This window comes from Rhodococcus sp. NPDC059234 (assembly GCF_042754225.1).
Taxonomy (GTDB): Bacteria; Actinomycetota; Actinomycetes; order Mycobacteriales; family Mycobacteriaceae; genus Rhodococcus_G.
Window position 1 is genome coordinate 22,419 of record NZ_JBHZAH010000047.1, and the last position, 12,473, is coordinate 34,891.

Below are 12,473 nucleotides of genomic sequence, written 5' to 3' on the forward strand. Positions count from 1 at the left end.
GCTGGCCGATTCGCCCTATTCTGGCTCGGTCGGCGGGCGTTCCGTCAGGTGTGTGCGCCCCGGTCCTACACATTCGAACGAAGGAAGTTGCATGTCTCGAAATCTGGCGCGCCGTGGCGCGTCCGTCCTGGTCGCGGCGGCTCTGCTCTGCGGTGGCCTGGCACTCGGTGGGGGCACGGCGTCGGCTGAGGAGCCCAACCCCGTCATGTCGGCTGAGGAGCCCAACCCCACCATCATCCAAGATCTCCTTGCAGCCATTGTTCTCCCACTGACGGGCAGTGCTGCGGGCCCCGTTCAGTCGGGCAGCGCTGCTGTGGGCAGCGCCGAGTCCTGCAGCGGGTTCTACGAAGGGGTGCCCCGCCCTGGCTGTCTTGGTCACATCCGCATCCTCCCCGCCGAGCTGGCTGCCAGTTAGGGCATGTCTCGCGATCCCTGTTGCGGGATTGGGAGACACGCCCTAGCTCCCCGCGATGCGCCGGTCGTAGGCCTGCCGGTCGGCGCCGACGTCGAGGAAGACCCGGTCCAGTCCGACGCCGCGGCGCAGGGCTCGGGCCACGGGCCTCGGGAACAGCTGCCACAGCGCGCTTCCCGCGGACAGCCGGCCCGGGACCACCGCCTGCCGGCGACCGCGTCGCAGCACCGTCACCACGGTCGCCGCGACCTGCTCCGGCGGGATCGGCCGGGTGAACGGTCCGGGTGTGGTCCCGGCGATCAGCTCGGTGCTGGTGAACGAGGGCAACACCGTCGACACCCGCACCCCGCGGTCGGCGAGTTCGGCGTCGAGCGCCTCGCCGAATCCGACGACCGCGAACTTGCTGCCGCTGTAGACGGCCATGCCGGGAGCCGGCATGCGACCGGCGATCGACGCGACGTTGACGATGCGTCCGCCCCCTCCGGCGACCATGCGGCGTGCCGCGGCGAGGGCACCGTTCATCACGCCGACGACGTTGACGTCGACGGCTCGGCGGATCAGCGCGGCGTCCTGGTCGAGGACCGGGCCGATCGGCATGATGCCCGCGTTGTTGACCCACACCGTCACCGGGCCGAGCCGCGCCTGCACCTCCTCGAGGAACGCGTCGACCGACGCCGGGTCGGCGACGTCGAGGTGGGCCGCGACGATTCCGAGGTCGACGGCGGTGGCCGCGGCCCGGTCGGCGTCCACGTCGCCGATCGCCACCCGGGCCCCCGCGGCCTGCAACGCCCGTGCGGTGGCCAGCCCGATGCCGCGGGCACCGCCGGTCACCACGGCCACCCGGCCGGCCAACTCGATTCCCCTCACGTGTGGCTCTCCCTCAGTTCGTCGATGGTCTGACGTGACACCTTCCCGGACGAGCCGCGCGGCAGCGCGTCCACGAACACGATGTCGCGGGGCATCCGGGACCGGGGCAACTCGCTCGCGACGTGCGCGCGAACGGCGTCCTCGTCGAGGTCCCGACCGTCGCCCGGGCCGCGCACGACGTAGGCCCGCAGTCGCCGTCCGAACTCGGCGTCCTCCACCGGCGTCACCACCGCGTCCGCGATGGCCGGGTGCGTGAGCAGCGTCATCTCCAGTTCCTCGGGGAAGACGTTCTCGCCGCCGGAGACGACCATCGAGTCGGAGCGGCCGGCGACGTACAGCCGGCCGCTGCCGTCCACGTGCCCGCGATCGCCGGTGTCGAGGAACCCGTCGACGCCGGTGCGCGCGGTGCCGTCGGTGTACGCGTCGATCTGTCCCGGGGTCCGAACCAGGATCCGGCCCTCGGTGCCGGCCGGCACTGCGCGTCCCGCCTCGTCGGCGATGCGCACCGTGTTGCCCAGCGGAGGGCGACCCGCGCAGTCCGGGGCGACCGCGAGGTCGTCGGGTGTCGCGATGCTGATGTACGCCGCCTCGGTGGACCCGTAGAGGTTGTGCAGCACCGGACCGAACGTCGCCGCGACCTCCGCCACCAGGGCGGGTTCGAGACGTGCGCCGCCGCTGGCCGCGATCCGCAGTGCGGACAGGTCCGCCGACCGCACGTCGTCGCCGAGGGCGAGTACCCGGCGGAGCATCGTCGGCACCGCGACGAAGGTGGAGCAGTCGAGGCGTTCGAGATCGGCCACGGCCCGGGCCGCATCGAAGCGGCGGTGCAGGACGAGGGTCGATCCGAGACACAGGGTGAGCACGGCGACGAGCAGGCCCCAACCGTGGAACACGGGTGCCGACAACAGGACTCGTTCGCCACCGCGCAATGGGATGCGCTCGAGCAGTCCCGCCGTCAGCAGCAGGGTTCGCGGCTCGCCGCGCGGCGCACCTTTGGGGACACCACTGGTGCCGCTCGTCAGGATCACCAGCGACGCCGGCCGCGCGGGCCGGGGCGGCACGGTGTCGGCGCCGCGCGCGACGAGATGTTCGAGCGCGTCCGCCGGCGGCGTGTCCTCGTACCAGGCGCACCATCGCGGTCCGGTGAACGCCGCGGCCGCGGCCGCGAACTCCTCGTCGTAGACCAGCGCGTCCAGGCGTTCCCGTTCGGCGACCGCCGCTACCTGGCGGGGACCGAAGTCCGCGCCCAGCAGCACGACCCGCGTGCCCGCGGCGGCCGCGGCGCACAGCGTGACCAGGGCATCGGCGTGATTGCGGCACAGGATCCCGACACTGGGCGCGGGCCCGTCCGTGCCGGCGAGTTCGGTGCGCAACGCGTTGGCCAGTCGCCGTGTACGACGATCGAACTCGTCGAATCCGAGCTCGCCGCGATCGTCGATGACGGCCGTTCCGGAGTGCACCGCCGCGCAGTACCCGGGCAGGCCGCCGAACGGTCCGAGGCGGGCCACCGCGCGGGCGCCCGCGGCGAACGCGCGTGGGTTGCGGGGCGCCATACCCGCTTTCCGGAGAATCCGGGCCGCCGCGAGTTCGTCGCGTGCCCGGCCGATGAGCGATTGCAGGTTCATCGTCGTCCTCGCGATCGGTGCGGCAGCGCCAGGCGCACCCGCATGCCGAGGTTCATCGCCCGCAGCAGCAGGGCACGGAAGCGGTCCGGGTAGGCGGTGGGTACCCGTTGGGTGGTCACGGTCTGCGGTTCGGTGTAGCGGACGATGCCCTCGCGGCCGTGCCGGCGGCCGAGCCCGCTCGAGCGCATCCCGCCCATCGGCGCGTCGAGCGAGGCGATAGCGGAGAGGTACCCGTCGTTGACGTTCACCGACCCCGCCACGATCCTGGACGCAATCTTTCTGCCTCGCTTCAGGTCCCGCGTCCACACGCTCGCGCTGAGGCCGTACTCGCCCTCGTTGGCGGCCGCGACCGCCTCGTCGTCGCCGCGCACTCGGTACACGGCCACGACCGGACCGAAGGTCTCCTCCGCGTAGACGTCCATGTCCTCGGTGACGTCGGCGAGCACCGTCGGCTCGAAGAACAGGGGGCCGAGATCCGGCCGGGCGCGCCCGCCGGTGAGCACCGTCGCGCCCCTGGCCACCGCGTCCTCGACGTGCCGGCGCGTCGCCTCGAGTTGCCTCGTCGAGGTGAGCGAACCCATGTCGACGTCGTAGGAGTACCCGGCGCCGAGCCGCAGTCGCCGGGTGCGTTCGGTCAGCGCCGCGACGAACTGCGCGTAGACCCGCTCGTGCACGTAGATCCGCTCGATCCCGATGCACATCTGGCCCGCGTTCGAGAAGCAGGCCTGGATCGCGCCGACGGCGGCGGCGTCGATGTCCGCGTCCGCGCACACGACCATCGCGTTCTTGCCGCCCAGTTCCAGCGATGCACCGATCAGCCGGTCCGCACAGCGCCGCGCGATGTCGCGGCCGGTGGCCGTGGACCCGGTGAAGCACAGGTGGTCGACCGCGCCGACGACGGCCGGCCCGATGCGGCTGCCCGGCCCGGCCACCACCTGCCAGACCTGCGGCGGAATCCCCGCCTCCACCGCGAGCTTTCGCGCCAGCAGCAGCGTCCACGGTGCCTGCGAGTCGGCCTTGCTCAGCACCGAGTTCCCGGCGACGAGGGCCGGGATCACGTCTCCGACCGCGAGGAACAGCGGGTAGTTCCACGGCGCGACCACCCCGACCACTCCCTTCGCGCGATAGTCGACGTGCGTGCTCACCACGCCGGGCATCGCGCTGCGGGCGCGCCTCCCGCGGAGGTGGCGTTCGCCGGTCCGCCCGTAGTACTCGGCGACCGAGATGACGCCCTGCACCTCGACGGCGGCGTGTACGCGGGCCTTGCCGGTCTCCCACTGCATGACGTCGCAGAGCTGGTCGTGGTGGTCGAGCAGGGCGCGACCGAAGCGCCGGACAATGCGTGCGCGGTCACCGATCGGGGTGGAGGCCCACCCGGTCTGGGCTTCGCGCGCGGCCGCCGCGACACCCGCGACCGTCTCGGGCGTCGTCTGCGGCACACCGGGCAGCGGTGCGCCGTCGAACGGTGCCTTCGCCTGGTGCATCTCGGTGGACGCCGGCAGTTGGCCGCGCAGCTCGGCGACCAGGCCCGGGCCGACGCTCGGTGGGTACTCGGTCGGGGCCGGTCCGTCGACGGCCGGGTTGGCGAGTGAGCTCGATGTCATGGTCTCCGCTTTCGGGGAGGAGGGAGTGCGCGGTGCGATCAGGTGCGGGCGCGGGCGCCGGCGGTCCGGGGGAATCGTGCGCGGTGAACGGTCCGGTGGTGCCGGAGCGTGACGGTTCAGGGTGGGGTTGTGGTCACCAGACGAGACGCACGAGGTAGCGCTCGGCGTACCGGCGCACCGCATCGGGGTTCGAGAGATCCAGCTGCCCTTGCGGATTCAGCATCAACGAGATCGCGATTCGGAGCAGGATCTCCGAAACCGCTTGCAGATCCTCGTCGGGCATCGTGACACCGCTGCGCCGCAGTGAGCCCGCGATCTGGGCGCTCGCCTGTGTGATCGGCGCGCCGTCGGTGCGGGTCGTGAGTCCGAGTATCAGCTCCGGTTCGGACTCGATGATCCGGCCCGCGAGCGGCCAGTCCTGGGCGAGCCGGACTCCGCGGGTGAAGCACTCGACGACGGCACCGTGCGGATCCAGGTCCGCGGCGACCCGGTCCAGTTCGGCGAAGAACATCGCCGACTCGCGGAGGAAGAGGGTCTCGACCAGCGCGTCCTTGTTCGGGAAGCGCCGGTACAGCGTGCTGCGACTGATCCCGGCGCGGCGGGCGATGTCGTCCATGTTGGTTCGTCGGATCCCGTAGCGCTCGAACTCTTCTCGGGCGGCGTCCAGCATCACCTGTTCCGGTGACACGGACGGCGCGGCGGGTTCGGACTGGCGGGACATCACCCGGAGCATAGCGTTCGCGGCGGTGCACGGTCGTCTGCCTACAGCGCCCGGAGGCGGGCCGGCAGGTGGTCCTTCGGCACCGGCAGTGTCGTGTTGTCCAGTTTCCAGTGGTAGCCCTCGGGCACGGACCACTCGTAGCGCAGCAGCAGGTTGTGCATGATCGTCTTGATCTCCATCTGCGCGAAGTACAGGCCGATGCACTTGTGCACCCCGCCGCCGAACGGCATCCACGCGTATCGGTGCGACTTGTCCTCGGAGCGTTCGGGGGAGAACCGGCCGGGGTCGAAGGTTTCCGGATCGGACCACAGCGCGGGGTTGTGATGGTTGACCATCGCGATCGCGCTCACGTAGGCACCCTTCGGTACGAAGTGGCCGTCGATCTCGGTGTCCTCGATCGCCCGGCGCGCCAGGCCGGGCACCGGGGTGTTCAACCGCAGCGATTCCTTCATGATCGCGTCGAGGATCGTGAACTCGCCGAGCGTGTCGTAGGAGATCTCGGGGGGCAGGCTGCGGGACTGTTCCCGGGCCCGGCGCTGCCATTCGGGATGCCGGGCCATGTAGTACGCCATCGTCGTGAGGGTGATCGTCGAGGTGTCGTGCGCCGCCATGAGGACGAAGATCATGTGGTTCACGACGTCCTCGTCGGTGAAGGTGTGTCCGTCCTCGGACTGGGCGTGGCACAGGACCGAGAACAGGTCCGGGGTCTGCGCGGCGCGTTTCGCGGGCAGGTGCCGGTAGAAGAACTCCTCGAGCACCGCTCGTCCCGCCAGCCCACGCGACCACTTGGTGCCGGGAATGTCCTTGCGGACGATCGACATTCCGGCGTTCACGCAGTCGATGAAGGCGCGGTTGATCCGGTCCGCCTCGGCACGGGGCAGGTCGAGTCCGAGGAAGATCGCCAGCGCCAGGTCCAGGGTCACGGCCTTGAACTCGTCGAGGAGCCGGATGCTGTCCCCGACGGGGAACCGGGCCACCCGCTCGGCGAGCATCGGCTGCATGTCCTGCAGGTAGCCCTTGATGTGAGTGTTGGTGAATGCCTGCTGCAGGATCAACCGGTGGTGGCGGTGTTCCTCGAAGTCCATCAACAGGATTCCGCGTCGGAAGAACGGCCCGATCAGGAATCCCCAGGCCGGCTCGGCGGCGAAGGCCTTCTGTCGGTTCATGGCCACCAGCTGCGAACCGTCCGGCGTCAGCGGGATGACGAACTTCAGGCCGAACGCCTTGATGTAGGTGATGTCCCCGAACTCCTCCCGCCGGGATCCGACCATCTTCACGGGGTCACGGAAGAAGCGGAGCAGCTCGAGCACTCCCGGGTGGCCCGTTCCCTGGATCGGCTTCAGGCCGCTGCCCGCGGGGGCCGGGGCCAACTGGACGTGACGCATGAGGACTCCTGAACGGTGAGGGTGTCGGGGCGGCGGCGGTCAGGCCGGCGTGTTGTGCAGGCGCCGCGGGTCGATCCCGACCCGCTGCCACGCCTGTCGGGCCCAGGGCAGGTACAGAACCCTGACCGGGAGACGGTTGACGACGGGATTGAGCGCGCGCATCATCGCCGCGAAACGCTGGAATCGCTTCTCCTTCTTCGCGTTCCATTCGAGTCCGCAGACCGCACGCATCTGTGGCGGAAGGGTTCCGACGACGACCGTCCGGATGAACGCGTTCAGGGGAGCCGACGCTATCGCCCAGAGCGGAGCCGGGATTCGGCGCGGACCCGGCACGCCTTTGCGGATGTACCCGGTGGCGTACAGGATGGTCTTGGTCGGGACGAACCGGTCCAGCATCTGGTCCCAGTACTCGACGAACTCCTCGTAGGTCTGCGGTTGATTACGCGCGCTCACCCCGTAGAGCTGGTACCAGAGCATGCCCTCCTCGAAGATCTGCACCTTCTCGGCGTGCGAGAGGCGGCGGATGAAGGTGTCGGTCACGTACAGAACCTGATCGACGAAAGTTGCGTGCGCCCAGTAGAAGAGCTCGGGGTTGAGCGCGTGATACCGGGAACCGTCGTCGACGGTTCCCTTGATCGGCTTGTGGAAGTCGCGAACGGTTCGGCCCCATCCGTGCGGATCCTCGCTGTAGACCGTCTGCATGATCGGTGGCCCGCTGCGGCGGGCGCGGCCGAGTGTGTCGGAGAAGATCACCGAATGGTCCTCGACGGCCTTGCCGAGTTGCTCGATGCAGTTCTCGGTGCCCGCGAGCCGCTGAAATCCGAGCAGACCCCGGACGTCGCCGTAGAACTTCCAGACCAGCGAGTCCGGGCCGAGTCGCGGGGCGCCGTCGGCGACCTCGTCGTCGACGGTCATCGGCACCGCCTCGCGGATGCCCTCGTCGAATCCGAACTGCGGAACGGTGACGGCGTCATCGGTGGTCTCGGGCACAGGCGTCATGGCGGTCCTCCGGTCGTCACGCCCGGACGACGGCCCGGTGTGAACAATGGAACAAAGCTGTGTCTCTGTGTCAGACACTAGGCCGGGTGGGTGGTCTGCACAAGAGTCCGTCGCGATTTCCCTGCTTCCGGGGCATCCCTCTCCCTCTTCACGCGCAAGTTACTCGCTGGTAAGTTGAGGGCTGGTACTTCGACGAAAGGCGTGGCCGTGACGGAACAAGCTGGACTGCTGTTCAACCCGAACACCTACGACCCCCAGGATTTCGATCCCGAGACCAGGCGGTTGCTGCGCGCGACCATCGACTGGTTCGAGAATCGTGGCAAGCAGCGCCTGCTCCAGGACGACCTGGACGCGGTCTGGGTGTCGGACTTTCTCGAGTTCGTCAAGGACGAGAAGCTGTTCGCGACCTTCCAGACCCCCGCCGAGTTCGCCGACGGCGATCCGAACCGCCGCTGGGACGCCGCCCGCAACGCCGCCCTGAGCGAAATCTTCGGTTTCTACGGCCTGGCCTACTGGTACGCCTGGCAGGTCACCATCCTCGGGCTGGGCCCGATCTGGATGAGCGACAACGTCGTCGCGAAGGAGCGGGCCGCGCGCGAGCTGACCGACGGCGGGGTGATGGCCTTCGGCCTCTCCGAGCGCGAGCACGGTGCCGACGTCTACTCGACCGACATGCTCCTCACCCCCTCCGCGGAGGAGGGCGTCGCGTTCCGGGTGACGGGGGACAAGTACTACATCGGCAACGGCAACGTCGCGGGCATGGTCTCGGTCTTCGGTCGCCGTACCGACATCGAGGGTCCCGACGGTTACGTCTTCTTCGTCGCGGACAGTCGGCATCCGAACTACCACCTGATCGACAACATCCTGCGCGGCCAGATGTACGTGAGCACCTTCCGCCTCGAGGACTACCCCGTCCGCGAGCAGGACGTCCTGCACACCGGGGTGCAGGCGTTCGAGGCGGCACTGAACACCGTCAACGTCGGCAAGTTCAATCTGTGCACCGGCTCGATCGGCATCGCCGAACACGCCTTCTACGAGGCGATCACGCACGCGCACAACCGGATTCTCTACGGCAACCCCGTCACCGACTTCGCCCACGTGAGGGCGGCGTTCGTCGACGCCTACACGCGGACGATCGCGATGAAGCAGTTCAGCGCCCGTGCCGTCGACTACTTCCGCAGCGCCAGCCTCGACGACCGCCGCTACCTGCTCTTCAACCCGATGACCAAGGCGAAGGTCACCTCGGAGGGCGAGCGAGTCGTCGCGCTGCTGCACGATGTGATCGCGGCCAAGGGGTACGAGAAGAACACCTACTTCCGCGAGGCCGTCGGCATGATCGGCTGCCTCCCCAAACTCGAGGGCACCGTCCACGTCAACGTCGGCCTGATCCTCAAGTTCCTGCCCAGCTACCTCTTCAACGCCGCCGAGTACCCCGAGATCGGCACCCGGCTCGACGCTGCCGACGACGAGTTCTTCTGGAATCAGGGTCCGACCCGCGGCGCGGCGAAGGTCCAGTTCCACGACTGGACCAAGGTGTACGAACGGTTCGGCGACGTGCCCAACGTGGTCCGCTTCTACGAGCAGGCCAAGGCGCTGAAGGAACTGCTGACCACCGCGGCACCGGACGCCGCGCAGCAGAAGGACCTCGACTTCATGCTCAACGTCGGTCACCTCTTCTCGCTCGTCGTGTACGGCCAGCTGGTTCTCGAACAGGCCGAGAACACGGGCCTCGACCTCGATCTCGTCGACCAGATCTTCGACTTCCAGGTCCGCGACTTCTCGGGCTACGCCATTGGCCTGCACGGGAAGCCGTCGTCCACCCAGGCGCAGCAGGACTGGGCGCTCGCGGCGGTGCGCAAGCCGGTCGTGGACGAGAAGCGGTTCGGCCGCGTGTGGGATCAGGTCGTCGCGTACGACGGCAGCTACGAGATGCGCCCGTAACGGACCCCGGTCAGGCCCTCGGCGAGCGCCCACAGCCGATCCTGGTCCGCGCCGTCCCGAGCCCGGCGGGCGATGCCCGCCGGGGCGGGCGGTCCGGTCAGTTCGAGCAGTCCGCCGGGACCGTAGTAGTCGCCGCCGGCCACCGACGGATCGGTCGCCGCACGCAGGATCGGCAGCGCACCGGCCGCCGGCTCCTGCACGAGTCTGGTGGTCAACGCCCGCATCCGGGAGCTGATCCCGAGGCGGAGAAGCGCATTCTGGTCGCGCAGTACCGCGGTGCGGCTGCCGCCGGGATGGGCGGCGACCGAGATCGACCGGGCCCGCGATGCGCGCAGCCGTCGGTCGAGGGCGAGCGCGAACATGACCTCGGCGAGCTTCGACTGGGCGTACGCCTTCGCGACGGTGAAATGCGATGCGAGCTGGGGGTCCGCGAAGTGGATCCGGCCGAACCGGTGGGCGAGGCTGCCCACGGTGACGACCCGCCCGGACGGCGCGGCCTCGACCAGGTCGAGCAGCAGCCCGGTCAACGCGAAGTGGCCGAGGAAATTCGTGCCGAGGTTCGCCTCGAAGCCGTCGGCGGTGACCGTGCGCGGCGAGCGCATCAGGCCGGCGTTGTCGACCAGCAGGTCCAGGCGGTCGAACCGCTCGTGAGCCCGGGTCGCGGCGTCGCGGACGGACGCGAGGTCGGCGAGGTCGACGCGCAGGATCTCGATGCGGGCGCCGGGGACGCTCGCGAGGAGATCCGCGCGGGCGCCCTCGGCCCGGACCTCGTTGCGGCAGCCGAGGACCACGCGGGCGCCGAGGCGGGCCAGCGCGCGGGCCGTCTCGAGGCCGATTCCGGAGTTGGCGCCGGTCACCAGGACGGTCCGGCCGGCCTGGTCCGGAGCCCGGTCGAGCGTCCAGGGGGTGCGCTCGACCCGGCCGCGAATCACCGTGCCGCCCCGTGCGACGAGCGGTTCTGGACACCTTGATAAACAGGTGTCCAGAAATTAGTCTTCACGACATCGGAATGACGGTTCGCGGGGCGAGGAGACATTGATGAAGTTTGGCATCACGTTGTTCACGAGCGATCGGGGGATAACGCCCGCCGCCGCGGCACGGGCCGCGGAGCGAACCGGATTCGACTCGTTCTACGTCCCGGAGCACACCCACATCCCGGTGCGCCGCGATGCCGCGCACCCGCAGACCGGGGACGAGTCCCTGCCCGACGACCGGTACATGCGCACCCTCGACCCGTGGGTGGCGCTGGGGACCGCCGCCTCGGTGACCGAACGGATCGCTCTCGGGACCGCCGTGTCGCTGCCCGTCGAGCACGACCCGATCACGCTCGCCAAGACCATCGCCACCCTCGACCACCTCTCGGGTGGCCGCGTGGTCCTGGGCGTCGGCTACGGCTGGAACATCGACGAGTTGACCGATCACGGCGTGCCGCCGGGCATGCGCCGCACCATGCTGCGTGAGTACCTCGAGGGCATGACCGCGCTGTGGTCACAGCAGGAGGCGGAGTACCACGGGGAGTTCCTCGACTTCGGTCCCAGCTGGGCGTGGCCGAAACCCGTTCAGCAGCCGCGAGTTCCGGTGATCGTCGGCGCGGCGGGCAACGAGAAGAACTTCAAGTGGATCGCACGCTCGGCCGACGGGTGGATGACCACCCCGATCGAGCAGGACATCGACGACAATGTGCTGCTGCTGCGCAAGGCCTGGGCCGACGCCGGGCGCGAGGGCGCGCCGCGGATCGTGGTCCTCGACCGCAAGCCCGTGCCCGAGAAGCTCTCCCGCTGGGAGGATCTCGGCGTCACCGAGGTCGTGTACGGCCTGCCGGACAAGCCGGAGGCCGAGGTCGTGGCCTACCTCGAGCGGCTCGCGGGCAAGCTGGACCGAGAGCCGGTCACGGGCTGACCGTGGCGGGCGGGTTCAGCCCAGTGCCTGCACCCGCCCCTGCTTGCGGGCCTTTGCCAGCCCGCGCCGCGCGAGGAAACCGTTGGCCAGCAGCAGGATCGTCTTGTTCGCGGGTGCGCGGAACCCGGACTCGGTGTGCGGCGCGTACAACGCACCGGTGTCGGTGACCTCGAGCCACCCGGTGTTCTGGCGGGACTCGAGACCGACGAGCTGGGCTCCGTAGGAGTGCGCGAGCAGCCCGGCCCGGCGGCCGCCCGGCGGCACGAAGGAGGGCACCCGCAGTCGCACGCCGGCGGCGCCGGCCGATCTCACCCCGGCCGGCACGATCACCGGATAGCGATCCGCGTCGCGGTAGGCGAGCAACACGTGCGGCAATCTCGAGGCACGGTCGCCGGTCCGCACCGCGTCCACCCGCGGGCCGGTGCCCTTCTTCGGTGGCGACTGAGGCGCGGCCGCGCTGTCGGGCAGCGGCGCGCCGAACACCTCGGGCTCACCCTCCGCGGTCGCCGAGGGCCAGGCGACGACCCGGGTCGCGGTCACCGTGACCAGCACCCGGTCCTCGTAGTACGAGTGCAGCCACCGGTCCCAGAAACGTCCGCTCCGCTGCGCGCCCAGGTACGGCTCCGAGCTCTTGCCGATCTCGTCGAGCGTCGCGCGGTCGGGGTGTGGGTCGAATCGAGCCTCGCCATGCACGAGGACGAACCGCGGGTCGTCGCCGTCACCCACCCCGTGTTCGCGCGCGTGGTACGCCAGCGCGACGCGGGGATTGTCCTTGATCCGTTCGAGTTTGCGGCCGAAGCCGAGCGAGGTGGTGAAGCCGACCGTGCCGCGTTCGCGGTCGCGAAGCCCGATCGGCGACACCGTCGTCACGACCGCCCCGCCCGCCTGGGTGAGGCAGGCGAGACCGCAGGTGAGGTCGCCCCCGAGGATGGCGTCGACGTCTTCCGACCAGGTCACCGACATGACCCGACCCTACCCGGGGCGCCGCGCCCGTGCGCGGTTGGCGAGTACACGCCAACC

The 12,473-nt window shown here is 69.9% G+C and carries 10 protein-coding genes; 2 read left to right on the forward strand and 8 right to left on the reverse strand.

Features of this window, described 5'->3' with window-relative positions; genetic code table 11:
* Nucleotides 1-457: 457 nt before the first annotated feature.
* From ACFXGJ_RS12380 to ACFXGJ_RS12405, 6 genes are all read right to left on the reverse strand, one after another.
* Nucleotides 458-1,279: an SDR family oxidoreductase gene (locus tag ACFXGJ_RS12380; protein WP_378619732.1), complete on the reverse strand. Its 822-nt coding sequence runs from the start codon at nucleotides 1,277-1,279 to the stop codon at nucleotides 458-460.
* Nucleotides 1,276-2,904 (reverse strand): AMP-binding protein, encoded by a 1,629-nt coding sequence (locus ACFXGJ_RS12385; RefSeq protein WP_378619734.1) that lies wholly within the window; start codon nucleotides 2,902-2,904, stop codon nucleotides 1,276-1,278. The genes ACFXGJ_RS12380 and ACFXGJ_RS12385 overlap by 4 nt, the downstream gene beginning before the upstream one ends.
* Nucleotides 2,901-4,508: a succinic semialdehyde dehydrogenase gene (locus ACFXGJ_RS12390; RefSeq protein WP_378619737.1), complete on the reverse strand. Its 1,608-nt coding sequence runs from the start codon at nucleotides 4,506-4,508 to the stop codon at nucleotides 2,901-2,903. Before ACFXGJ_RS12390 ends, ACFXGJ_RS12385 begins: the two co-directional genes overlap by 4 nt.
* 133 nt (nucleotides 4,509-4,641) lie before the next feature.
* Complete coding sequence (locus tag ACFXGJ_RS12395) at nucleotides 4,642-5,229, reverse strand: TetR family transcriptional regulator (protein WP_378619740.1); 588 nt, start codon at nucleotides 5,227-5,229, stop codon at nucleotides 4,642-4,644.
* A gap of 41 nt (nucleotides 5,230-5,270) precedes the next feature.
* Nucleotides 5,271-6,614, reverse strand: a complete 1,344-nt coding sequence (locus tag ACFXGJ_RS12400; protein WP_378619743.1) for a cytochrome P450 — start codon at nucleotides 6,612-6,614, stop codon at nucleotides 5,271-5,273.
* A gap of 39 nt (nucleotides 6,615-6,653) precedes the next feature.
* Nucleotides 6,654-7,613 (reverse strand): oxygenase MpaB family protein, encoded by a 960-nt coding sequence (locus ACFXGJ_RS12405; protein ID WP_378619746.1) that lies wholly within the window; start codon nucleotides 7,611-7,613, stop codon nucleotides 6,654-6,656.
* A 207-nt stretch (nucleotides 7,614-7,820) separates the two neighbouring features.
* Between ACFXGJ_RS12405 and ACFXGJ_RS12410 the strand changes: the two genes are divergently transcribed.
* Nucleotides 7,821-9,554, forward strand: a complete 1,734-nt coding sequence (locus ACFXGJ_RS12410; protein ID WP_378619748.1) for an acyl-CoA dehydrogenase family protein — start codon at nucleotides 7,821-7,823, stop codon at nucleotides 9,552-9,554.
* Here the strand turns inward: ACFXGJ_RS12410 and ACFXGJ_RS12415 are convergent.
* A complete protein-coding gene (locus ACFXGJ_RS12415; RefSeq protein ID WP_378619752.1) occupies nucleotides 9,536-10,486 on the reverse strand; it encodes an oxidoreductase in 951 nt (316 codons plus the stop codon). The two genes, ACFXGJ_RS12410 and ACFXGJ_RS12415, sit on opposite strands and share 19 nt — an antisense overlap.
* Nucleotides 10,487-10,592: 106 nt before the next feature.
* Between ACFXGJ_RS12415 and ACFXGJ_RS12420 the strand changes: the two genes are divergently transcribed.
* Complete coding sequence (locus ACFXGJ_RS12420; protein WP_378619754.1) at nucleotides 10,593-11,453, forward strand: LLM class F420-dependent oxidoreductase; 861 nt, start codon at nucleotides 10,593-10,595, stop codon at nucleotides 11,451-11,453.
* Between the two features lie 15 nt (nucleotides 11,454-11,468).
* On the opposite strand, the gene ACFXGJ_RS12425 is transcribed toward ACFXGJ_RS12420, so the two are convergent.
* Nucleotides 11,469-12,416 (reverse strand): pyridoxamine 5'-phosphate oxidase family protein, encoded by a 948-nt coding sequence (locus tag ACFXGJ_RS12425; RefSeq protein ID WP_378619757.1) that lies wholly within the window; start codon nucleotides 12,414-12,416, stop codon nucleotides 11,469-11,471.
* Between the last annotated feature and the right edge of the window lie 57 nt (nucleotides 12,417-12,473).